Here is a 21,452-nt window from a genome sequence, read left to right as displayed (position 1 = left end):
TTGAGCACAAAAAAATCGCAACCTGATTGGCTGCGATCATCGTTCAGGGCCATAGCCCTGATTCTGCTGACGCTGGCGGTCAGCTTCTTTTTCATCCTGCATTCGTTCATAGTCGCGCTGTGCTTTCGCACGCGCCTTCATGTCGCCGGAAAGCGCCCGGCGGATAGACGACAAGGCTTGGAAGATGCCCTGGTTAGGCTGGCCTCGCTGGGCCTTGTGGTTGGAGAGCCCGTTCGGATGCTCCTTCCTATAAACCGCGTCGTCTGTCTTTCTCATCTCGCTCAGGATCGAGTTGCCCATCCTGGCGTACAATTCATCATACTTACCGTGTTCGTAGTCTTTGGCCCGACCAGCTTCCTTACCTTCTTGACCAGAACCATACAGTGCCTCGCGAAAATCTGTCTCGGCCTTCAGCGCTTGATCAAACTCTTGCAACTCATTTGCGTGATACCGCTGCATGAATTTGGAGCTAAACGCGTCGAGCAGCGGTCGCGCTTCTTGAAGCGCGTTCATGTTGTACTTCCACTTCCGCTTATCGTCAGGAAGCGCTTTGTAGATCTGTTGGTACAACCGCAGCAAGTCAAAGTTCGGGAGCTTCCCCCAGTCATAGTCATGCTGCGGAAGCTCATTACGTATCAGGATGGAAAGTCGAGCAAGCGACTGATCCCGGTTGATTAACTCATTTGCGATTGAGGACTTAAAGGCGGAAATAGTCGAGCGTTTTATCATACCGTTTGCTGCCTCTTTCACCTGGCCTTCGGAATCATGAATCAGGATACTCTGGCGCGTTGGTTCAGGTTCTACAAACGCAATATGCACGTGAATGTTGTCAGTATTGAGGTGAATTGATGCTGACCACACCGCCGTGTTGGCTAAACCTTCATTGATTAGAAGACCACTCATGCCATTACGAATTGTCTGTTGTATTTTCTCCTGGTCGAGCTGCTTGCTTTGCAGATTATAAAGCCCGTGGTCTGCGAGAAACCGGTTATCGAAACTCACTACAGTTTGCCACATTAGCGAGCCGTTTTTCTGTGCGAGCGCAAACTGTCGTTTCAGCTCGGTGCGTTCCTCCTGCGTTAAAGAATCCTTACCTGCCGTGAACAGCCCTTTGCTCTTTTCTGGGTTATTCATGTAATGGTTGTAGCCGTCGAAACGGTTAACGTTCCAGTCCTTGAAGTGATCACCGCGCATTGCGTCCGGCCTATCCATGTAGTTCACGTAACCGCTGAACTTCTTGTCGGGTGCTGGGACAAATTTCATTACGGTCACGATGCCAGGTGACTTACTCATCACCATCACCCCGCGTCGATCTCGTTAGCTTATCCTTACGTGCGACCTGGTAAGCATGGATCTGATCTGCGACCTGCTTCTGTGTTGCGGTAATAGATTCCGCCATAACATCGGTCACCGGAATCGCGTCTTCCATGCCACTGATAATCAAATACGAGTTGAGTAAATTGGTGAGCACCCGCACGTTCTTATCGACATAACCCGTCCGAATACGAATTGGATCAAGCTGAGGTTTAACCTCCTTGGCGATTGCTTTTGCAAGGTTCTCTTGACCAGCAACCTGCCGTTGCAGTTGCCGATATTCTATAAAGAGATGTTGCAGTCCATCACCAAGCGTACGGATGCCATTTTCCTTCATGTAGTCGGCTAGCCACTCCCAAGACAACCCATTCTTGGAGGTGTCCTCAAGCATGATGTGCTTACGAACTTTTGTCATAGCCCCTCCTGTTTGTTGCCAAGAACAGCGACGAAACTGTTAATGGCTTTTGTCGATTCCGCAATCACCGTTTCGGCTTTGCGCAACGTTTCCTCCAGGCTTTCCTTGTCGTGATCGCTGAAATATTGCGACGCCGAGGTGTGGATCAGTTGTCTCAGGAATTGCTCTCTTGAGACTCCTTTTTTTGACGCAGCGTCGTCGATGACCGCTAGATCTGCACTACGAATGTTGCGAATGATTGTAGTTGCCACGTTGCCTCCTCCTTCCATATAAGGGTGCACTGTTTTCTACTGCCGCTTGCGGCGGGGCGGTTCAAAGGTCTGGCTGGGGCGAAAAGCCCAAGCCATTTGAAAGAGCATAATAGAAATCTGCTATCACATTGTGATAGAACCCGCAGTGCGGGTTGATTCTGGGTGATAGCGGAATTAGGCCCTAAAACCCACGTTATAGCCCGCTACGCCCACGGACCCAAAACACCTAAACCCACGATTCAAGGGCCTATGCCCACGCATTTTCAGCAAGGCCCACGATAACCCATGAAAAACCCACGGGGATTTTCATGCTATTCCAACTGCTTCTGGTACTTTTCGCGCGCAATGCGTGCAGATTTAATTGATTTTTGTGCAGATGCCCGTTCGGTTTTCTGCGTCTTTAGCGAGGTTTCGGTGTCCGAAATCTTCTGTTTTGTTGCGGCCTTTTGCGATCCGGTTTGAACGGAAAGCGACGCTTTCTGCTTCTTCAAAGTAGCCTTGAGCGTTGCGATATTGGCGTCAGCGTCCTTCACTTTCTGACGGTAGGTAGTGATGCGCTTGCCGTAGAAATGAACCATGTAGGTGAAGTATTCCTGCTCCAATGCGCGACTCGATGGTGTCGAACTATGATCAGAAAGAGTCACCTTTTGGATACTGATTGGCTGAGAAGATGACATGGAAAGGCCGCCGTTCAGTTGCTTGTTTGTGCCAATGGCAACGTACAGACTCGTCTGCTTATCAGGTACATTCTTCACGACCAAGGCGTAGAAATCTTCGCTTACCTGAACCAGTTTTGCTGGTAGCTTTTCGCCATTACCAGCACTACGAGTGCGCACGTTTGCGGTGATTGGTTGCAGCGGATCAATCTGGTTATCCTTCACATAGAGGTTCAACTGATACGTCGTTTTGTTGGCGTAGCGTGACGCCCCAGCGAAAGTGAATTGGTTGTCGCCTTGGGTAAAAGACTGATCTGGTTTTACGCCACTTGCTGTGCTGCTTTTGGGAAATAAAAAAGCCACTGCAAAGGCAGTGGCGACAACGACGATGATTCCTGCGAGGAGATAGATGAACTTTTTCTCGGCCCGATTCTGTGGCCTCATCGTGATTGTTGAACTAAAAGCACTCAACACTTCTCCTCCCTTCTACTGTTGGTTCATAGACACGCCAGGCTCCATTTCTGCGTAAACATACTCACTCCACTCGGTAATTTTCTCGTCCTTAAAAGTGAGGCGATAGAGGATGTCCTGCTTCTGTGGATTCGTGTTCCCGGCTCCGCTCAAATCGAATACCACCCGGACAGTTGCCTGGCGTTCATTGCCGTTTTCCGGCTGAATCTGCACGTCTCGGTTGTACCAGGTCGTGCTCCAACGGAAGTTGTCAGCGGCCATGCCGCCGGTCGGAACGACCACGAGGTCGTCGGCAATCTTCTTCGTTGAGATGGCCTCAATATCGTCGTGGTGCTTACGCGCATTCTCATAGAATTGCGTGTGCAACGTCACGAAAGCCTTCGCACGTTTAGTAATTGTGTCGTTGCTGGACTTCAATGAAGCTAGCTCTTTTGCATCAGCCTTTTCAGCTTGTGAGGCGCCGGAATCCTGAGGCACTGACGTCGTGGTTGTTGTCTTGCCAGAGCCCTTATTCACCACAACATTAGTACGTGGCTTTGCTGCCTCCTGATGAAGCTGATACCATCCAACCCCGGCCGCGCCGGTGGCCAGAACCGCCCAGGTTGCCAGACCAAATACGAGTTTCCCATTTGCCATTTCCAAACTCCTCCTTATTTGACTCTGCCAAAACCAGCAAAGTGTGCCTGCCAATACGACGACGTGTAGGTGGCAATATTGACGTCTTGTCCCGCAGCGTTGATCATTTGCGTACTCGACAGCACAATCCCGACATGCGTGATCCGGGGGCCGGAATACGTGTGCTCAAAGAAGATTAAATCCCCAGCCTTCACCTCACTCTTAGTGATCCGTGTGGTCGCGTTGTACTGATCCTGTGCAGTTCTAGGTAGCCAGACGCCGGCTTGGCGCATCGCCCATTGCACTAAACCACTGCAATCAAAGCCAGCAGGCCTTGCGCCAGAAACATTCGCGCCAAAGACATAAGGCTTGCCAAGTTGCGCGCTTGCTGCGGCGTAGGCTTGATCAAAGTAGCTCATCTTGTCTCCCATAATCTTGACGTTAGCATTGCTTGCTCCCTTGCCAGTGATCAACGCATCCGCATCCGCTGGGGTCATGAATTTCTTAATGATTGAGGTCACAGCGGACAACCAACCAGAGTTCAGATTGCCTGGATCGTTGCCCGCCCCGACTGGGGCATAAGCTTGTTGCAGAGCCGTCAGAGTGCTCAGCCCACGCACGACGACCAGGTTATGAAGCGTGGCCGCTGTGCCGTCGATGCCCGCCTCAATGCTGCTAAAGTGAATCACCTGGTTGCCACTCATCTGACCACTGGGATTGTTGTCTACGCGGATCGCACGGCTGGTGCCCCAGCCAGACTCGTTAGCCATGATGGCGGCAAATAGCGCCGGATTGACGCCTGCTTTTTGCGCCGCAGCGATGGTGTACTGCTCTTGGTTAGCCAGTACGCCATGCCCGAACCCCTTATCCCAGGCGGCGTGAAATACCGCTGCGTCGAATGCCATGTTGGTCAGCAAGCCGCCACTTCCAGCATCGGCGGCCACGTCTTCAGCCTCTCGACCCATATACGCATCGACACTGGCGAGAATGCCAATCATCAGCGACAGCCCCAGGAGAAAAACCGCCGCACCCAGGCCAAGTGGCACTAGCCATTTACGCCAGCGCCATCCGACCCAAATGCGGCGCATTGCTGTGGATTGCTCCATAATCAAGCACCCCCTGCAAAGACCCGCAGTTCATCATCTGTGACCTGGAACTGCATGTGCAGCTTGCTCGGCCCCGTCAGTAGATAACACTCTCCTTTGTCAAAGTTGGGAATGGTCGCAAAGTCTTGCTCAGTCATAATGCCGCCGAACAGACGGCGTAGAATCCCAGGGTTCTTTGCCGTTTGAATGGTGGAAACGTCGTGCTTCAAAAGCACCTTGTATTGGCATAGAGAATAGATCTGATTGAGGGAGTTGACCGCCTTGACCATATCCCGATCAGAGACATTGCTGCCGTTCGGGAACATGCGCTCCAGGCGCTGCGTCGCTAGTACGATTGCGCCAAACATCTTGCGGTCTTCAGACATCAGCTTGACGAAGAAATCGGCCGCGAAGGCTTTATCAGTGTTCAAAATCGTGTGACATTCATCGACAATAATCAGCCAGTGCTGAACATCCTCCAGTGACTTTTCGCGATGGTCATAGGCTTTCTTCTCGCGACGCCCCACGGCCATGCAGTTGTTGTAGGAGTCCATGATGGCGTTGTAGATGGCCAGGTCTTGGATTCCTTCTTCCATCTGATCAATCGTATCAAGCTGATACGAGACCAACTGCACATCTTGAAGCGGTGGCAGTGACGAATACCCATCAAAGAGCTGGCCATACATCGTCGCCAGGCGGCGAAGCGTCAATAGAATCGTGTTGTAATACTTAGACATTTGGTCATCCGGTTCATCACGGCGACGTTCCTCAATGTAGGCGACAATATCGCTCAACGTCGGATAGTCCTCGCTGGCTAAACTAGTAATTGGCTTGGCCCCTTTATCCAAATAGCCGTTAGACTTGTAGTATTGATCGCAAAGCGTGCCAAATACACTTGCCGTCCGTGCGTCAGCGTCGCTATCAACCAACCGGTACTTAATCGAGAGGTTACCAATATGGGCCCGGTAGGAAGCCGTCACGTCCACGTCAGCGGTCTTTTCATCAACCGCGGTAGGATAAACTTGGAACATGTTAATCCGGCCTTGGCTCCCATCCAAATTGATTACGGTGCCTCGGAAGCGGTGAACCAGGTCGGCAAACTCACCAGAGCGGTCAAAGACACGCACCATATCCCCGCGGATTGCCCGCTCCCAAAGCATCTTTTTGATCGACGTCGATTTGCCTGAGCCCAAGTCGCCACTCAGGAACGTGTTGTAGTACGTCCGCTGCTGGCTGACTCGGAACATATCCCAGTACACGGTGCCGCCAGTAGGCGTATAGCCAAAGTACGACCCATACGGATCGTCCAGGCTAGTTTGGTTGTGGGCAAACCCTAACCCCATTACCTGGCCGCTCAATGGGAGCCCTTCGCGGCGACTGGGGAGCTGACGCTGCGCCGTCATCGGCAGAAACATCGACTGGTACTCGTCCGCATTCTCGTCCAAAAAAACAGCGCCCTGATAGGCGCTGCTGTCGAGTCGCCCGATCACTCGGTTGACCTTGGTATTCAATTCTTCAAGACTGCTAGCGTAGACGTAGACCCTAATATGCACCTGCTTGATCACCTCACCTTGCTTGTTGAGCGCAATGCTCAGGTCACGCAATGGGTCTAGCTCCTGGTCAATCAAGTCGCGTTCCGTTGTCGTATTGGCATGGGAGCGCTGCACCTCAAGCTCAGTTACTGAACCCTCAATGCGCTTCTTGTAGTTGAGGTTTTGATTGGTGAAATAGTCCACCGTGATGGTAACCCCGGCAATGCTGGTAATCTCCTTCAGCCAAAAGTCAGTGAACGTGTCGGGGATTTCATACACGTGTACGCAGGCCAGGTAGACGTTTCCTAGACGCGTGTAGTATTCATTGCGGGTGTCTATGCCCCCTTGCGGCTGAATGCGGTAAACAAACGAGTCATCCAGTCCTTTATTCTTCTTCATGTGCAATCACCCCCGGATTATTCATTAAGTGCAGCATGGTCTGCTTCTCTACCGTGGTTGTCGGTTCAAAACCGTAGATGCTGCTGTACTGCAAGGCTGATTCAATGTGTCGCTCAAGCTCTGGCACAGTGTCTCCAAATACCCAGATCCAGCTTGAGAGCTTGCGATAGTGACTCTCAAGATACTGCATGTTGAGCAATTCTCTTTGCAGCATCTCCAAACGGAACGGGTCGCGAGTGGTCTCGATCAGATGCCGAAAGTAATGCTGCTGAGTCTTGTTGGATTCCGGGAAGTTGAGGAAGACCTCTTTCACCGAAGCAGAATATTGGCGCATAAACTCCCAGGATCCGGCCTCAATCTGATCAGCCTCTTCAAGCGTCACGCGATCTAGGTCATATTTCTTAGGCTTGAACACCTCCGCATAATAGTCTGAAATACCGGCGTGTAGGGTGAGATACCCTTTCTCCGTAATACCGGTAACGGGGAATATCGCCGTCACCTTCGTCTTTTTATCTGCAATCGCAGCTGACTGTTTGTCTTGCTTTTGCTTGCGAACAGATACAGCATCAAAGGCCATGTTTCTCCCCCTCTCTAAATAGTAGACGCCACCGCGGGTTATCAATACTGTGGTAGACCCGGCGCGGCTTACGCAATACCTGCCAGATGACCTGGTAGGTTTTCTTCTCTGGAATCCCTGACGGCGAAACTAGGATATACGAGATTCCCGCCCCTAACACCGCCGGAAGTAGCTGAAGCACCGCAGGAAAGAGATGCGAGAAGGCCAGCCATGGAACCCCAGCCGCAGCAAGAATCACGAAGAAGTCGGTAATTGTGAGGTGGCTGCTGTACTGGTTCTTAATGTTGATCTTCTTTGAGAACTGAACTTGATGGTACATACACATTTACTCCCTTTCTTCCATATTTGGCTGGTGCGGTGCGTCATCCAACGCATGACCAACTGGGTGACGTTTGACCTCTTGGTTCGCTTCACGGATCAGCGCGCCTTGGTTTTCGCCTTGTCGATAGACCCGGTGCATGGTTTGCACCGTTGGCGACGTCATCAGCTTTGCTTGAGCACGCTGGCCAAGCGTTTGCTGCGTCGCAGCTTGCGGTTGATCACGCTGCAAGGCCGCCATCGCGCCTCGCGCTTGAGCCCCAGTCACGCCAGGCATCGAAGAAGCGATCACTTTTGGCACCTGGTGTTTAGTGCTACTCTCCGGTAAAGCGGGGGCCTTGCCAGCACCACTCTTTTGCGCTTGTAGGCGTTGCTGCGCAATCCCTGTCGGCAGCCCCGTCTTAGTCGAAATCCTCTTACCGTTGGCCAACGGCGGGTGGAACGGTACTGCTCCTAACTGCTTTCCATTCGGAACAGCTGCGGGTTGAGTGCCAGGTGCTCCCCCGCCTTCTGAAAGATTAGGCGCGCTCTCTGTGTCGCCCGCAGGCATTCCAGGTGCTTCACCGGTCACTTCTGGCCCCGACGCTTTGCCGGTACCAGGTGCAGCCGCAAGTGGTGAGGCCGGTAGATTAGGCTTGGATAGCAGCCCCATACCCGCGCCAGCAAGACCGGCACCGGCCACCAAACCGCCCTTGGCGACGTTTCCAGCCGTCTTGGCGACACCTTTAGCAAGATGCCCAGCACCGCGTCCCAACGTACCCAGGCCACGACTCGCGAACATCACGTTGGTCATGGTCTGTGCCATCGACGCAACGCCCGCGTCGATGCCAAAGATTGCCTGAATGATGTTCGGCCCGTCGATAATGAACAGCGCGGCCCCAATCATGGCTAAAATCTTGGTTCCCGGCGTTAGACCCGCTTGATTGATATACCCCAGAAACAGTCCGTAGAACTGAATTAGGACGTCTAGCAGGAACAGTACGACGAAACTGTCACGCAGCTTCGTGATTAACTGCCGATTGCGCTTGCCAGAGTCTATGTCAGTCAGGGCGATTCCTTGAGTGAGTAAGCCAATGAAGCCTATCTCCATCTCAATCTTGACGACTTTGAAAATAGTAATGATGGTCACCAGCAGCACGCAGATAATGCTGAAGAATAAGTACCACGGCGACCAGGAGTAGCGGTAGTAATGATCATCGAGCTTAAACATGCCGGTCATGTTGTGCAGCTCCCAGGTTCCATCTGAGTTCTTCGAGACCTGGTGAGTCAGGATGCTGTTCCCGTCAGAGCTGACCTGAGAACCGCCGTACCAGTGCCCGGTATCAACCTTTTCGTTGATGTTTAGGAGCTTCACATCGCCCATATCACTAATGGCGTTACGCTTCGCAACGCTAGGCAACGTCGCTGTCGTACCGGAATGCTTCCACCCCGCCTTGTCCAGTGAGTACACATCGGTAATGTAGCTTTTGTACAGTGATACCACCACCGGCGAGTCAACGGAGTTTCCAGCAATCCCGCTGTTGACTAGCCCTGTGGCCTGAGTCATAAAAAAGGTCGTTCCAAAGAACAGGAGAACCGCAACCAGAAAATTGTTGCCTTTTTCTTGGTAGTCAACGCGCTTATTGTGAATGAACATGAGGCCTGCCCAGGCGATTGCCACCGCGGCGAGCGCCCAGATTGCTGCATTGTAGGTTTTAAGAAAATTCTTGACCCCGCTGTACTCCCAGAAGTTGAGCAGCTTGTACATTTGGCGAAAACTGCTGCTAACTACATTTGTCAAAGTGGCGAGTCCCAGAATGATCACATTGCCAATGTACCGCAGGCCGTCACTGACCATGTTGGAGACATGCAAATAGTCACTGTATGCCCGTAGAATCTGAATGATTTGTTGATCACCCATGAGCTCCCTCCTTCTTCTCAAACTGCGCCAACTTGAACATCATCCGCAGCGCCTTATACAACTCAGGCTTATCCTCGCGGTGGCCAGCCAGATACGCCTGTGCCTGGCTCATGGTATTGCCACGCCAGAACGCCGCATTCTCATCGCTGTCGAGCCACTGCTCAGTCTGGTCATGAACCATTTTTAATTGGGCCTCTGTCAAGGCCACTTCGATAAATCTGCTATCCTCACTCACGAAGTCGCTAACGTTCTGTGTCAGCGGCTTGTCGTCCTCGTGGAGATCAGCAACAGGATCTTCCTTTTCCTTCTGACGTGTCTCAGCCGCTGCTTTAGCAGCCTCGGTACGACTCTCAGTGACTGTGACGTTCCCACTGCTGTCTTTCTGATAGGACGAATGAACGTTGTCGCTGCTGTGCACCTCAAACTGATCTGGCTCGTTCTTTAAGCGCTCCGCTTGGTCTAAAGTCGTGGTTGCGGTCTCTGCAAATTCATTCTGCGAGATGGTCAACCCATCGAGTTTGGTGCCCGCATGTGATGCCAGCTTGTCACCGTTGAGTTCTTCAAAGGTCTGCGGGTGATCAAAATCCTTCAGGTACTGATACTGAAAGAGCATGTGATCCTGGTCAGCCTGATTGGCGTAGATTGGCTTTGCGCTAATCTGCGTACCATCAAGGGCCCGCCGCTGCTTCCCACGGATCAACACCCACTCCCCTTCTTTGAGCTGGCTCAGCTCCTCAGGGGTCATCAAATCGCGAGCCTGTTCAGACTCGCTGTATGACTTATCCATGCTCATGGGATCGCCAGCCCGATTAGGTACGATAATGGTCTTTTTACCAAGCAACCGCGAGAAGTATTCTGCGTCTTCTTTCCCATCGGCCAGGATGTCGTACTTATTCCCGCACGCCGACAACAGCGCCTCGGCACCGCGATCACCGTACTTATCCTTGAGCTGCGCGATAGATTGGAAGACCAGGTAGTAAATGAGACCACGTTGCAGGCCAACGTTCATATAGCGGCTCAGCCCTTCTATCGTCGGGATATTAGCCACTTCTTCTAGGACAAACTTGACGCGCCGCTTCAAACTAGACGTCTCAGACAGCGTGGCAGCCTTTGACAAGACGTAGGAAATCTGGCTGATCAGCGTTGAAATCAGTGAGTAGTTGGAATCGTCATAGTCAGGATAGACAATGAACAACGCGACCGGCTTGTTGCCGTTGGCAATATCCGCGAGATGAAGATCATTGGTCGCGGTCAACTTGCCGATTGCACTAAACGTATAGTTTTTGAGCTTGGCCATGGTTCCGGTGTAAATCCCGGCCCGTGTGATACCTTGCGAAAAGGTGATCGTCCCGTATTGCAGCTTTGCGGGGTCATTGACTTCCAGCTGGCTGAAGAACATATCCATCTTCGTGTCGCCGTTCTCGTCAGGGTTTGACCCTAACTCGTTTAGCATGACTGACACGGTGTACATCGTGACGCGCTCCGGTGTGTTCTTGATCTTGCAGACTCTGCACACTGCCAGGATCAATGCGTTGGTGAGCGCGATAGATGCCTCCTCCCACATTGGATCCTTAGCATTAGGATTGTGAAACAGGGAATAGCTCAGCGTATTACACAGAAGCTGAGCCTCATCATAATCACCCTTGTCGTAGGCTTCCCAAATCAGCGCCAACGGATTGTAGCCAATGGAATACTCGGGCGTAACCAGGTTGAACACGCGAACATCATAGCCGTGCTGCTCAAAGGCAGCCTTCGTATTCTTGACCATATCGCCTTTCAGGTCGGTGACAATGACCGAATCTTGCTTTGCTGCGCGCATAATCAAGTCCAGCACCGGGTATGTAAAGGTCTGGGTCTTACCTGACTGGGTACCCGCGACAACGGCAGCGTTAGTCTTGTTCGTGTCAATCAGGTCATATCCGTTCTTCGGGACGGGCCCGATTGTGCGTCGCCCTTGCCTCTTCTCTCGTCTAGCAACAACCGCATCGAACGCTTTCTTCTGGCGAGGGCCACGGGAAGAGGTGACATGCAGGTTGAGTTTTTCGGCAGCCTCCGGCGTCACGTGCACTTGCGGCACGCCGGAGTACCCATCATAGATGGAGCCGTCGAGCGGTACCGCCACACTCTGCTCCACAAGATCAGATAACGGTGTAAAGGCAGCGGTGCCCATTGAGCCAAGGTTAAGATCACGGTAGGCAATACGCATTTGGTAAAGCAGCTTTGGCACCTTCACCAGCCACACAAACAGCACAACAACCGTAACGAGCCAGAATAGACCGCTTGTTGACGGTAGGAACCAATTCAACGGTGCAAACACGGCGCCGATTCCTGACGCGCTTGTGATCGTTTTACCCTGGTTGAAACTTGCCAGAGTGGCTTGAAAACTACTAAATAGGTACTCAAGCAAGTGGCTTGCCAAGCACCCCAGACACCATGAGATTAGAAGCAGAAAAGCCCCTGTACCGGTGATTACATCACGCCGCGACAAAAGGCTTTTCCATTGTTTATAGTCAATATTCATTTCGTCGTTTCACCCCCTTCGATCGACCGCGACGTGCTGCCACCAGAGCTGGATTCTGTCAAATATTGGCTTTCCGCCGATGGCTACTGCGGAGACACAAGTGACCGCAAGAACCAGTGACCAGGCGGCGGGAACAGTAGAAAGCACATAGCCAACCAGCAGTTTGTAAGCCACCACCACCGCTAGCGTGAAGGCCCCAAGCCCTCGCATGGAGAGGCCCAGTGCCGCATTGAGCAACTCAATTAGGGTCATGCCAGCAGCCAACAACCCAAAGATGATTAGTACAGCGACTTGGATCTGCGGAGTGACCAACAGCTTCAGTGCAAGCCAACTTGTTGCGCCTAGAAGCAGGAGATCAACGACTAGGTTGAACCAAGTGGCTAGCTTGCTGTGGGTCATCTCATACCGCAGCTGTCGCTGCTCTTCAGACAAATTGTCCTCAAACAGGATGGTGCCTTGCTTAATCCACACCCCCTGGTTGGTCTGAATCCCAACGACCGGCATTCCAGCGCGCTCCAGATCAAGAATGCTGTCGTTTAAGCGCCGCTGGAACGCCTCATTCGATAGTGCCGCGATTGTTTTGACTGCCTTCATGTCCTCAACTCCTAACTTCGTGCTAATTGCTTCGGCTTAGCAATTTGCTTGCCTGCGTCCTTGGCCTGCTGCGGTGCCAGCCCATCCTGGATGGACTCAATCAAGTCTTTTGAAACGCGCTGCACGTCGCCCATGATGGCGGCTTGCTGCTGCTCCTCGTTCCCTTCTATCGTCTTTAGGTTCTCTGTCCAGGAGGCAATGTAGGGCATCGCTTCTTCACTTGTGTCAATGCCCAGCGACTTGCTCACAACATAGCTGGTCATTTCGGCCTGGAACTCCATAATGTCGCGGTACTTATTTGACTTGGTATCCTTTAACGCCCAGAACTTTGATGCTCCCGCATGATCTGCATTGTGCATCTTTGCGTGAGCCAGCTCGTGGATTAAAGTGGCCGCATATTCGGGATCACCGAGATTGTTCTTCATCACAATCTCTTTGGCTTTGCCATCGACGTTGATTGTTGCCCCTTTGGCAGCCCCTAACTGGTAGGACGGAAACTCCGTCGTCTCGGGACTAGTCACCCGGATTCCTTCCTGCATGGCGACCACTTTGAGTGTTTCGACCGCCTTCTTGGTCCCTTCGGGGTTCGGATTATCAAGATCAAATGGCCGGTTCGGGTACAGGTCAGGGTAATCTTCTGGCTGTGCGTTGGTCTGCAACACATCAAAGACGTTCCCCAGGTTGTAAAACCGGCTCGTTATGGTCTTGAGTGCATCAGGGTCAGTCTTCACCCGCGCCTGTAATTCTTTGCTTAGCTTCGTAAAGCTCAAATACTGCTTGGAACTAGGATCGCGGTAGAGCTTCAAGTCGTGCGGCACCAGAATTTTGAGCGCGTGTTCGCCCTTCTGCACTGAAAAACCTTTATCCTTCCAGAACTTGAAGGAACCGACCAGCCCGGCCTGTTGAAACTGGGATCGAATCAGCGCCACGTTTCGAGGTGAATAGTGATACCCGGTGGCCATGAAATCCAAAAACGCCTTGCGCTCTTCCGGGCTACTTGACTGCAACTTGATCTTCGGCAAGGCGTCTTTTACGACTTTGGCAACTTCTGCTTTGATCTGTTCCGGGGTCTTTGGCGTATATGCCCGTTTAGCGGCCATTACTCGACCACCTCCGTCATAAAGCCTTCTCTCGTCAGGTAGGCGGGGCTTTCTGGTTCTACCGAATCGGATTGCACCTCGCGGCCAACCTCCCGGTAATCAATGCCCTCCTCGGTGCCCGCTTCGGCCATGATCGCCTTTAAGACTTCGGCCCGCTCTGGCGTCACAGTAATCGTCAAAGGCTCACCGGTGGCAACATCCTCACCAACCACCTTCTGCCCATCTACCGAAACCAACATGATTAAATCGTTATTCATAGCAGCCTCCTCTACCAACCCTGGTACGGCGACTGTGCTTGTGGCGTCGGTTGCTGAGTTGGGGCCGCTGACGGTTCTGGTTGCGGCGCTACGGGCTTAGGCTGCGGCTGTGGTGCTGGCTGGGCCGGAGCCTCAGGTGCGCGTTCAAATTCCGGCTGGATGGCCTGCTGCAGCGGCTTAGCGACCTCGCCTGGCTGGTAGACCCGGTAGAAGTCATAGCCCCTTAGGCGGTAGGAAACCGCCTGGCTGCCATCATCGCGCTTGAACTCACTGCTTTGGAAATAGCCATTAACCACAATCACGGCACCTGGCTCTACTTCGTCAAGGAAGCGGGTGGCCGCCTCACCAGAAAGGGTGAATGGAACTTTGTTCGTCTCGCTACGCCCAGTGTCAAAACTGCGTTCATTGGAGAGGTACCCGTTCACGTAGGTACGGCCGTTGCTATCATTACTTCGCGTCTCCGGCATTACACGACCCATAACGGTCATGTCATTCATCATCTTAGTCATTGCTATTCCTCCTCGGTTACATCCGCGCTGTCATCAGCTGCCACAGTAACCGTGACTTCTTTAGTTGTGGTCTGTCCAAACTTGTCAGTCGCTGTGTAGGTCAACTTGTAGTCACCTGCCACAGCCGTATCAACGGAACCATCAACGGTAACCCTTGCCTCACCGTAAGGGCTGGTTGTGGTTACGTTAACCAGGGCATCAAACTGATCACCGACCTTGAGCGTCGTTTGCACCTTAGCAACATCCAAGCTCGGCTTGTCGGCCGTGACGTTAATCGTCACAGTCTTGGTCGTCGTCTGCCCGAACTTATCGGTCGCCGTGTAGGTCAGCTTATTTTCGCCAGGCTTGCTGGTATCGACGCTTCCGTCTACCTTGAGGTCAGATTCGCCATACTTGCTGGTTGCTTTGACACCCTGAAGGGCATCGAAGTTAGTGTTGATTGCGATGCTCGTGTTCTGGTCGGTAGTGTCAATGACTGGCTTGTCAGCGTAAACCGTGACTGTGCGTTGCTTGGTGACCGTCTGCCCGTCACTATCGGTAACAAAATAGGTCAGTTCATACTGACCAGGAGTCGTTGTATCAACCTTACCTTCAGCAGTAACCTTGCCCGTCACATCGCCGTCTTGGAAGTCGGCAGCGTGAACGTCTTTCAAGGCGTCGAAGGTTGTACCCACCTCAACCGGATTGTCATTCAGAAACACGATAGAAGGCTTGTCGTTGATTACTGTAATCTCACGCGCCACTGATACGGTGTGCCCCTCGCTATCCGTTACTGAGTAGGTAACGGTATAGGTGCCTGGCGTGTTCTTATCAAGCGTGGTTGTATAGCCAATCGCGTTTGTCAGATCGCCATCTTCTGGGTCACTTGCCGTCACGCCGAGCCGGAAATTGACTGATTCCTGACCCTTGTGCACCGTCATCGTCGCCGGTGCGCTGATGGATGGTGCCTGGTCAGGTGTGGTTACACCAGAATCTGAGCCTCCACCATCAGTGCCCCCGCCGGTCTGTCCGCCATCACCAGGAAGTGTCCCAGGCTGATTGCCAGACGTGCCGCTGTCTCCACCAGGAAGCACCTCCGGTGTTGCTGGCTCAATCGGTTCTGGTGTTGGCTTGGTGGCATCCGTTGCCAGTGCCACAAGGCCCTTGGTCTGATCAGAGTTGAGGTTGTCTGCTAGCTTCTGCACGCCATTGTCGAGCAGGACTCCGGCCACGCCATTGCCCTCATCGTTCTCCAAGAGTGTCGGGAACGCGTCCTGGATAACAGACTTGGCGCTATCGTCCTTGTTGCTTTGCGAGTCGCTGCCAGCGGCCTCCTTGATCACTGACTTCACGGTATCCTGCTTCTTCTTTGTTGCAGGCTTCGCTGTCTTTTCGGTCTGCTGCGCTGGCCCCGCCACCGCCTGATAGATACCGTAGCCACCACCACCAAGCACGGCGGCTGAAATTAAAACAGCCGCAAGAATCTTGCGGCTACCCTTCTTCTCTTGTTCTGGTTCCTGTGCCATTCTTGTCACTCTCCTAAAGTTTCGAGTTGATGTTGAAATGAAGCAGCGCTAGCTTTTGCCTGCGCTCTTTCAGCAGCACTCTTGGTTTTATCATTTGCAATAGATTGATAGTGCTCAACCGCCTTTTGGTAGGTTTCCCCGGTTTGGATGGCCTGGTCTATGGTCTTGTTCTTCAACTCAGCATTGATTTGCTTCGCTTGATCGAACTTTCCAGTCTGGATGTAGCCTATCGCAATCAGACTTTGCAAGTCCTGGTCATTCAGATCCTGGTTAAGAATCTCCGCCTGCTCATACTGTTTGGTCTTTATATAGGCCACGGCCAACTTAGACTTACGAACCCTGGTCATCGCTGCTTCCTGGCTAGCAGTGATCACTACCAGGTACTTTTGCTGTGCGTAGGCTAGGTCAAACTTACCGTTTGCGCTGGGGTACTTCGCCTGAAACTTCGCTAATTGTGCCGTCGTCCCATCAGTGACCACCACGGCTTCAATATTGCTGCGCTTTTCCGGGTACACCTGAGCTGCTTGGATATACTTCTCGCCACGCACCAGCGATTGGTAACTGGGTTGTGGCGCCGCCTTGGATGAGAAAAAGAACCGGTACGACCCAAACACACACAGCAGCGCCAATAGCGCAGCCGCCAGTCCAATCAACAGCCGTTTGTGCTTACGAATGATGCCACCTTGCGCTAGGCCGCGTCTGGTGCGCCGTTTCCGTTCTACCTTCGGTTCAGGGTGCCCGGGTTCACGGCGAGGCGGTTCTTCTACTGGCTCTGGTTCGGCTTTGGAATCTTCCTCCACCGTAGCATCAGGTTCAGCCTCCGGCGATGCGTGGGCAGTTTCACGCTGCCCTGGTGCGCCTTCAGAACTACCCGCCTCTGATTGAGGGGACTGTTTGTGGGCCGATTCAGGCTTCTCTTCTGACGATGCACCAGGCTCTCGATCGGATTCTGGCACTGGCCCCGGAGCTGTCTCCGCAACCAAAGCTGTCTGAAGCGTCGCAATGAATCGTCGCGCGTCCTCCGAGGAGACATTATCTAGCACTTCTTTGAAGGTATGCTGAACCAGTGCCAACAGGTTCCCCAGATACGGTGCATCCGTTCCCAGCTCTAGCGCGTCACGGAAAAGCAACTCGTCGCTCGCCTGATCATGAATGCTAATCACGACAACCAGCTTTTTGTGGCTATCCAGACAAGCGCGATTTGTCTCCCGGATGGTCTTCTCCGCCTCGTGCAGTGAGTAACGGCGGGTCTTCGAGAGCTTGGAAAAGAAAGGCCAGGCAAATCGGCTGCGCTTCAGCAACACATACATCGCTACTCACCTCCTTCAGCGTGATTAAATGGTTTTCAGCCAAGTCACGATGGCGGTAGCCGACAAGGCAATGAATAACCCAATTGCGGTGTTAGTCATACCATCTCTGGCCTCTTCAATTTTTTGGCGATTCTTCGTCATGTGAGCGAGCCCGTATAATCCTAATTTCACGGCTGCGTATGCACCTGAGACTGTCCCGATTGCCGTCACAAAGAATTGTAATGCCTGCAAGATTTTATCCATTTTCACGATCCTCCTGAGTTAGTTCCCGCGTAGGCTGGCTCTTCTGCGCCGTCATCGACTTAATCAATAGCGATGTGTTCTCCGTGATAATTTCCTGATACTTGTCGTTGAGCCAGTCTTCCATCTTGATTCCCTTGGCTGCCAAAATAGCGGTAGCAAGGCGTTTGTTTTGGTTCTGTTCAGCACGATTTGCCATGTTCTCAATCCTTTCTAGTTCACAATCAGTAGTTCAACCTTGCGGCGGCTAACAGGGCGTGTTTCTTGCACCTCGCCCAGATCCAGCAGTTCGGGATCCGCCCACCAACCGGTCTTCAGCACAGCGTGATAACCCGCTTCGATATGCTGCCCGAAGCCAGAGTTATAAATTGTTACTCTGATCCAATTAGCCCCGCGATCAACGACAGATGCCGTGCTTGGATCTAATTTCAAGACTTTAGCCATTACACAAACTCCCTTCGATAATGCGTGTCTCGGTAGCCTTCAATCAGCCAGTCCCCATCTGGCGCTTTACTGATGCGGTGTACCTCAAGCGCTGCTAGGTAGCCGAGCTTTTGGTAGGATCCAGCCGGTCGTGCAATTTGCGGGGCTACGTGCCCAATCGCGAGCAGAATACCCGGTACCATCAACTGCTTCGCTTCCGGGTTCGCGCTGAAGAAGCTCTTCTTCACACGTACAAACAGAATTTCATTTCCCTCTTTGTCCTTACCGCTGGTGCCAATCTCACGCGCCAAAAAGCGTTCATCAACATACACTCCTTTCTCCATGTGCGTTCCTCCTTTCCATCAAAAGACTGCGGCCCATCGGGCCGACGCTGCCCCAGGGGGTCGAACCCTGAATAGAAACACCGGTGACAGCAAAAAGCCCCTTCTGGTTGAAGGGGCCGGGTAGAGAAATGAACTTTTGGGGGATTAGGCAAAGCCAGCGTCAAGCCAGACTTTGCCTAAGCTGTACTAAGGAGTCGAACCTTAGTTTTCCGGGTACAGCAAAGGCCCTCGATTGAGGGCCTTGGTAGTCTTACTTCTTCTGCTTCTTCTTCCTGCCTTTGTTGTCTAAACCAATCTCAGCCAGGTAGCCGGTATCTGGCGTGAAGGGGAACTTCTTGTCCCGTGCAACTTGACGCAGAAAGATTGTGATGGCGGCGCTCACTGAGAATCCCATTTCTGATAAGGCTTCTTCTGCGGCTGCTTTAGTGGCTACATCAACACGTGCAAAGACTCTAGCAGTCTCATCTTGCAGTTTCACGTTCTCACCCTACTCTCGTTTATCATATACAGCATTTTATACTATCGGCGTTTTTTTAACAGCCGATTGGCAACATATACTGCCCCAGGGGTTGAACCCTGGCCTTACTCCAGGCATGGGTAAGCCGGTGGCAGCAACGCACTCCTACTTTGTTCTCTGGGGGAGAGGTAGGAGCACAAAAGGGAATAGAATGAAAAATCGTTGGTGCATGGTAGGCAACGGGGCTGCTGCCTACCAAGGTCATCCTAAGGAGTCGAACCTTAGCTCGCCGCGATGACGTCGATAGTCCCACAGATGACAGCAGAATCAACAAGATTCCGTAGTTCAGATTACCAGTTACCGTACAATTTGCTAGTTGATAGTCAACCCTTGATCAGTTCTTGTGTTCCGAACGGTTCCCCTTGTGCGCCAAAGGTGTTACAATGGTCTCAACAAGGAGGGGATTTGATGGACACCAAAAAACCAGAGGCACGGCTCAATATTCGGCTAGACCCACAGTTGAAGGCGAAGGCGACCGCGGTAGCAGAAGACATGGGAATTGACCTCAGTACGGTAGTTAGACTGACGCTAACCCAGATGGTTAAAGACCGGCAACTTCCGTTCATGCCAACGGCGCTGCCAGCAGACACACTCGAAGCACTAGACGATGCCGACCACCCGGAGCGGCTTAACCAATATGCTAGCGCCGAAGACATGTGGAGGAAGCTCGGTGTTTAGCCTAAAGACAACTAACGCATTCGACCGCGATGTTAAGCGACTCGGCAAGAAACATTATCCAATGAAAGAACTCAAGCAGGTGGTTGCCCTCATTTTAGAGGGTGTCAACAAGGAATCGTTGGCGACCCGATATGCCGACCATGCGTTATCAGGAAATCTGCAAGGAAACCGCGAACTACACGTGGTCAAAGGCGCCCGTGGGAATTGGCTATTGATGTACAGGCTCGATCAGGATAACCTGACCGCGACTATGCTGCGAACAGGCTCCCATGACGAACTATACGGTAAGTGAAAAGCCCTGAAAGGGGCTCTTTTTTGTGATTTTTCCATCAGTGACTACCTCCTCAAAAATCTTGGTGCAAGACCGCCCCAGAGAGTCGAACCCTGGCAGCGTCAGCAGGCGCTAACGCTATCCCGGTGGCGGTAGTGGTACTTAATCGCTTGTCAACGTGCCCACGCGATACGCGGTTGGATCAGATGCCGTTAGAGACGTATCAAGGTGCTTTTGGAGGCCAAGTTTAGTTGGCGTTACCTTGATTAAGTGACCTTGGACAACGTATCGAAATGGCGGGTGTTTGTGCCCGGTGCGAGGACAAGTGAAAAGGTGAATCTGCTTTGCCGACCCTGCTTGTGGATCACTCAGAATCGACGCGTCATCTCCGTTGACAGTATAAGCGACGTCAGCTTGATACGTATAGGTGCCTAGCTTCGTATACACCTGAATCAGGCCGCCTGCCCCTTTCCCGCCCTGATAGTCCGATGGCCGGCAAGCAGCCCCAGCCCGACGCTCATAGCCCCGGCTGGTGGTCAGCTGGAAGAGATTTGCGAACAACACACCGTGAAGATAACTAGAGTGCCCGGCTAGGACATAGTTGTTATCGCCTGGCGCGGTGTCCGCCTTTACCCCTGAAAGCTCCGCATATGCGCCATACGCAAGCCCTGCGGTCGTTTTGTAGACTGCCAGGTCAATCCCAACGGATGGAATTGAAAGCGCTGTGTCGGCCCGTATGTGTGTTCTCTGGGGCGTTGTCTTAATTTCTACCGACTGGCCCTTCTTTAGTGCCTTGATGAGCTGTTTGCCCTCAGTGCTTGCACGGCGTCCCTTGTTGACTTCGTGCAGCGGCTGCCACGCAATGAGGCCGATACCGACCACCAAAATCAGCAGTAGAAAGCCAACCAGCCAGCGCCGCTTGTGCATTGACTAGGCCCGCTTACGCAGCAGGTAGAAGGCAATACCCGCAGCACTGATCAGAGCAACCACACCCAAGGCCAGCAGTGCACCGTTCAGGGAGTCGTCAGTCTGGGTCAGCTTAGGTGCTGGTGCGATGTGAACCGTTTGGCCCGCGTCGTTGATGTCAGCGTGGCTAGCAATCAGCTTGCCATCGTGGTAAAGGTCTTCAAAAGCAACCACGTCATGGCCGCCCAGGGAGCTGCCATCGAACGTAAAGGTCATAGTCACCTTCATGTCCTTAGCGGTTGCCTTGAAGGTCTTTTCAGCAGTGACTTTCTTGCTGTTGATCAGAACCGGCTTGCCAGTGGCCTTGTCCATCAGGTAGCCCTTAACGGTGTAAGTCTTACCAACCACGAGGTCATTAAACTCAACAACGTCGTTAATGGTCATGTTCTGGCTAGCAGTCACCGTCTTCTTGCCGTTAGAGGTCGCCGTCGTGTGCAGCTCAATCTTCGGGAAGTGAACGGTTTGGTCTTTGTCGTTGATGTCTTCGTGCGAAGCAATCAACTTGTTGTTGTGGTAGAGGTACTCAAAGGCCACAACGTCCTTGCCAGCCAAGGCGCGGCCGTCAACGACAAATTCAACGTCAATCGTGCCGTCAGCCTTTTCGGCTTTGAAGGTCACGGTCTTGGAAACTTTTGAACCATCGGCGTTCTTAACGAAAGAGCCGTCGGTATAGTGCAGGTAGCC

General features: G+C 52.5%; 26 protein-coding genes. 2 read left to right on the top strand and 24 right to left on the bottom strand.

All coding sequences use genetic code 11. The features are described from left to right. Positions 1–36 precede the first annotated feature (36 nt). The 22 genes from mobP2 to EKM88_RS11225 form a co-directional block, all read right to left on the bottom strand. On the bottom strand, positions 37–1,293 hold the full coding sequence (gene mobP2 / locus EKM88_RS11330; protein WP_125706258.1) for a MobP2 family relaxase: 1,257 nt from the start codon (positions 1,291–1,293) through the stop codon (positions 37–39). Beyond that, positions 1,286–1,729 (bottom strand): hypothetical protein, encoded by a 444-nt coding sequence (locus tag EKM88_RS11325; RefSeq protein ID WP_125706256.1) that lies wholly within the window; start codon positions 1,727–1,729, stop codon positions 1,286–1,288. Before EKM88_RS11325 ends, mobP2 begins: the two co-directional genes overlap by 8 nt. Continuing rightward, the gene (locus EKM88_RS11320) at positions 1,726–1,980 is read right to left on the bottom strand and encodes a hypothetical protein (RefSeq protein ID WP_054663354.1); all 255 of its coding nucleotides are present in this window, start codon (positions 1,978–1,980) and stop codon (positions 1,726–1,728) included. Before EKM88_RS11320 ends, EKM88_RS11325 begins: the two co-directional genes overlap by 4 nt. Positions 1,981–2,291: 311 nt before the next feature. Next, positions 2,292–3,107: an ABC transporter ATP-binding protein gene (locus tag EKM88_RS11315; RefSeq protein WP_125706254.1), complete on the bottom strand. Its 816-nt coding sequence runs from the start codon at positions 3,105–3,107 to the stop codon at positions 2,292–2,294. 15 nt (positions 3,108–3,122) lie between these two features. Next, positions 3,123–3,743, bottom strand: coding sequence for a hypothetical protein (locus tag EKM88_RS11310; RefSeq protein WP_125706251.1), 621 nt, complete (start codon positions 3,741–3,743; stop codon positions 3,123–3,125). A gap of 14 nt (positions 3,744–3,757) precedes the next feature. Then, positions 3,758–4,828: a C40 family peptidase gene (locus EKM88_RS11305; RefSeq protein WP_125706249.1), complete on the bottom strand. Its 1,071-nt coding sequence runs from the start codon at positions 4,826–4,828 to the stop codon at positions 3,758–3,760. A 2-nt stretch (positions 4,829–4,830) separates the two neighbouring features. Then, on the bottom strand, positions 4,831–6,738 hold the full coding sequence (locus tag EKM88_RS11300; RefSeq protein WP_125706247.1) for a VirB4 family type IV secretion system protein: 1,908 nt from the start codon (positions 6,736–6,738) through the stop codon (positions 4,831–4,833). Continuing rightward, positions 6,725–7,315, bottom strand: a complete 591-nt coding sequence (locus EKM88_RS11295; protein ID WP_054663338.1) for a hypothetical protein — start codon at positions 7,313–7,315, stop codon at positions 6,725–6,727. The genes EKM88_RS11300 and EKM88_RS11295 overlap by 14 nt, the downstream gene beginning before the upstream one ends. Continuing rightward, positions 7,305–7,634: a hypothetical protein gene (locus EKM88_RS11290; protein WP_125706245.1), complete on the bottom strand. Its 330-nt coding sequence runs from the start codon at positions 7,632–7,634 to the stop codon at positions 7,305–7,307. The genes EKM88_RS11295 and EKM88_RS11290 overlap by 11 nt, the downstream gene beginning before the upstream one ends. 6 nt (positions 7,635–7,640) lie before the next feature. Further along, a complete protein-coding gene (locus EKM88_RS11285; protein WP_125706243.1) occupies positions 7,641–9,533 on the bottom strand; it encodes a pLS20_p028 family conjugation system transmembrane protein in 1,893 nt (630 codons plus the stop codon). Then, complete coding sequence (locus tag EKM88_RS11280) at positions 9,526–12,054, bottom strand: VirD4-like conjugal transfer protein, CD1115 family (protein WP_056989277.1); 2,529 nt, start codon at positions 12,052–12,054, stop codon at positions 9,526–9,528. The genes EKM88_RS11285 and EKM88_RS11280 overlap by 8 nt, the downstream gene beginning before the upstream one ends. A 9-nt stretch (positions 12,055–12,063) precedes the next feature. Beyond that, positions 12,064–12,648, bottom strand: a complete 585-nt coding sequence (locus EKM88_RS11275; protein ID WP_056989276.1) for a hypothetical protein — start codon at positions 12,646–12,648, stop codon at positions 12,064–12,066. A gap of 11 nt (positions 12,649–12,659) precedes the next feature. Next, the gene (locus EKM88_RS11270) at positions 12,660–13,748 is read right to left on the bottom strand and encodes an ArdC-like ssDNA-binding domain-containing protein (protein WP_054663324.1); all 1,089 of its coding nucleotides are present in this window, start codon (positions 13,746–13,748) and stop codon (positions 12,660–12,662) included. Next, positions 13,748–14,005, bottom strand: a complete 258-nt coding sequence (locus EKM88_RS11265; protein ID WP_054663320.1) for a hypothetical protein — start codon at positions 14,003–14,005, stop codon at positions 13,748–13,750. Before EKM88_RS11265 ends, EKM88_RS11270 begins: the two co-directional genes overlap by 1 nt. Before the next feature lie 11 nt (positions 14,006–14,016). Next, on the bottom strand, positions 14,017–14,514 hold the full coding sequence (locus EKM88_RS11260) for a single-stranded DNA-binding protein (protein WP_054663317.1): 498 nt from the start codon (positions 14,512–14,514) through the stop codon (positions 14,017–14,019). Between the two features lie 2 nt (positions 14,515–14,516). Continuing rightward, a complete protein-coding gene (locus EKM88_RS11255) occupies positions 14,517–16,019 on the bottom strand; it encodes an immunoglobulin-like domain-containing protein (protein ID WP_125706241.1) in 1,503 nt (500 codons plus the stop codon). A gap of 5 nt (positions 16,020–16,024) precedes the next feature. Next, positions 16,025–17,329 (bottom strand): hypothetical protein, encoded by a 1,305-nt coding sequence (locus EKM88_RS11250; RefSeq protein WP_125706239.1) that lies wholly within the window; start codon positions 17,327–17,329, stop codon positions 16,025–16,027. Between the two features lie 24 nt (positions 17,330–17,353). Next, entirely contained in the window at positions 17,354–17,572 is a 219-nt protein-coding gene (locus EKM88_RS11245) for a hypothetical protein (RefSeq protein ID WP_056989273.1), read from the bottom strand. After that, positions 17,565–17,768, bottom strand: a complete 204-nt coding sequence (locus tag EKM88_RS11240; protein ID WP_054663302.1) for a hypothetical protein — start codon at positions 17,766–17,768, stop codon at positions 17,565–17,567. The genes EKM88_RS11245 and EKM88_RS11240 overlap by 8 nt, the downstream gene beginning before the upstream one ends. Positions 17,769–17,782: 14 nt before the next feature. Next, on the bottom strand, positions 17,783–18,013 hold the full coding sequence (locus EKM88_RS11235; RefSeq protein ID WP_125706237.1) for a hypothetical protein: 231 nt from the start codon (positions 18,011–18,013) through the stop codon (positions 17,783–17,785). After that, positions 18,013–18,336 carry a hypothetical protein gene (locus tag EKM88_RS11230; protein ID WP_125706235.1) on the bottom strand — a complete coding sequence of 108 codons (324 nt, stop codon included), beginning with the start codon at positions 18,334–18,336 and terminating at the stop codon, positions 18,013–18,015. Before EKM88_RS11230 ends, EKM88_RS11235 begins: the two co-directional genes overlap by 1 nt. A 250-nt stretch (positions 18,337–18,586) precedes the next feature. Next, on the bottom strand, positions 18,587–18,814 hold the full coding sequence (locus EKM88_RS11225; protein WP_225418476.1) for a type II toxin-antitoxin system RelB/DinJ family antitoxin: 228 nt from the start codon (positions 18,812–18,814) through the stop codon (positions 18,587–18,589). Between the two features lie 447 nt (positions 18,815–19,261). Here EKM88_RS11225 and EKM88_RS11220 point away from each other — a divergent pair, with 447 nt between their 5' ends. Both EKM88_RS11220 and EKM88_RS11215 read left to right on the top strand, forming a co-directional pair. Continuing rightward, a complete protein-coding gene (locus EKM88_RS11220) occupies positions 19,262–19,531 on the top strand; it encodes a type II toxin-antitoxin system RelB/DinJ family antitoxin (protein ID WP_056989272.1) in 270 nt (89 codons plus the stop codon). Beyond that, positions 19,524–19,823, top strand: coding sequence for a type II toxin-antitoxin system YafQ family toxin (locus EKM88_RS11215; protein WP_056989271.1), 300 nt, complete (start codon positions 19,524–19,526; stop codon positions 19,821–19,823). The genes EKM88_RS11220 and EKM88_RS11215 overlap by 8 nt, the downstream gene beginning before the upstream one ends. A gap of 141 nt (positions 19,824–19,964) precedes the next feature. On the opposite strand, the gene EKM88_RS11210 is transcribed toward EKM88_RS11215, so the two are convergent. Both EKM88_RS11210 and EKM88_RS13355 read right to left on the bottom strand, forming a co-directional pair. Further along, complete coding sequence (locus EKM88_RS11210) at positions 19,965–20,729, bottom strand: sortase domain-containing protein (protein WP_125706233.1); 765 nt, start codon at positions 20,727–20,729, stop codon at positions 19,965–19,967. A 3-nt stretch (positions 20,730–20,732) separates the two neighbouring features. Continuing rightward, positions 20,733–21,452, bottom strand: a 720-nt coding sequence (locus EKM88_RS13355; RefSeq protein WP_164512091.1) for a VaFE repeat-containing surface-anchored protein, incomplete at its 5' end; no start/stop codon positions are given.

The organism is Lacticaseibacillus daqingensis, assembly GCF_003946115.1.
GTDB lineage: Bacteria > Bacillota > Bacilli > Lactobacillales > Lactobacillaceae > Lacticaseibacillus > Lacticaseibacillus daqingensis.
This window is presented reverse-complemented; position numbering and strand designations above follow the sequence as displayed.

Coding starts and splice junctions, on each gene's coding strand:
- mobP2 (WP_125706258.1), bottom strand. CDS start 1,293: ATGAGTAAGTCACCTGGCATCGTGACCGTAATGAAATTTGTCCCAGCA.
- EKM88_RS11325 (WP_125706256.1), bottom strand. CDS start 1,729: ATGACAAAAGTTCGTAAGCACATCATGCTTGAGGACACCTCCAAGAAT.
- EKM88_RS11310 (WP_125706251.1), bottom strand. CDS start 3,743: ATGGCAAATGGGAAACTCGTATTTGGTCTGGCAACCTGGGCGGTTCTG.
- EKM88_RS11305 (WP_125706249.1), bottom strand. CDS start 4,828: ATGGAGCAATCCACAGCAATGCGCCGCATTTGGGTCGGATGGCGCTGG.
- EKM88_RS11300 (WP_125706247.1), bottom strand. CDS start 6,738: ATGAAGAAGAATAAAGGACTGGATGACTCGTTTGTTTACCGCATTCAG.
- EKM88_RS11295 (WP_054663338.1), bottom strand. CDS start 7,315: ATGGCCTTTGATGCTGTATCTGTTCGCAAGCAAAAGCAAGACAAACAG.
- EKM88_RS11290 (WP_125706245.1), bottom strand. CDS start 7,634: ATGTACCATCAAGTTCAGTTCTCAAAGAAGATCAACATTAAGAACCAG.
- EKM88_RS11285 (WP_125706243.1), bottom strand. CDS start 9,533: ATGGGTGATCAACAAATCATTCAGATTCTACGGGCATACAGTGACTAT.
- EKM88_RS11280 (WP_056989277.1), bottom strand. CDS start 12,054: ATGAATATTGACTATAAACAATGGAAAAGCCTTTTGTCGCGGCGTGAT.
- EKM88_RS11275 (WP_056989276.1), bottom strand. CDS start 12,648: ATGAAGGCAGTCAAAACAATCGCGGCACTATCGAATGAGGCGTTCCAG.
- EKM88_RS11270 (WP_054663324.1), bottom strand. CDS start 13,748: ATGGCCGCTAAACGGGCATATACGCCAAAGACCCCGGAACAGATCAAA.
- EKM88_RS11265 (WP_054663320.1), bottom strand. CDS start 14,005: ATGAATAACGATTTAATCATGTTGGTTTCGGTAGATGGGCAGAAGGTG.
- EKM88_RS11260 (WP_054663317.1), bottom strand. CDS start 14,514: ATGACTAAGATGATGAATGACATGACCGTTATGGGTCGTGTAATGCCG.
- EKM88_RS11255 (WP_125706241.1), bottom strand. CDS start 16,019: ATGGCACAGGAACCAGAACAAGAGAAGAAGGGTAGCCGCAAGATTCTT.
- EKM88_RS11250 (WP_125706239.1), bottom strand. CDS start 17,329: ATGTATGTGTTGCTGAAGCGCAGCCGATTTGCCTGGCCTTTCTTTTCC.
- EKM88_RS11245 (WP_056989273.1), bottom strand. CDS start 17,572: ATGGATAAAATCTTGCAGGCATTACAATTCTTTGTGACGGCAATCGGG.
- EKM88_RS11240 (WP_054663302.1), bottom strand. CDS start 17,768: ATGGCAAATCGTGCTGAACAGAACCAAAACAAACGCCTTGCTACCGCT.
- EKM88_RS11235 (WP_125706237.1), bottom strand. CDS start 18,013: ATGGCTAAAGTCTTGAAATTAGATCCAAGCACGGCATCTGTCGTTGAT.
- EKM88_RS11230 (WP_125706235.1), bottom strand. CDS start 18,336: ATGGAGAAAGGAGTGTATGTTGATGAACGCTTTTTGGCGCGTGAGATT.
- EKM88_RS11220 (WP_056989272.1), top strand. CDS start 19,262: ATGGACACCAAAAAACCAGAGGCACGGCTCAATATTCGGCTAGACCCA.
- EKM88_RS11210 (WP_125706233.1), bottom strand. CDS start 20,729: ATGCACAAGCGGCGCTGGCTGGTTGGCTTTCTACTGCTGATTTTGGTG.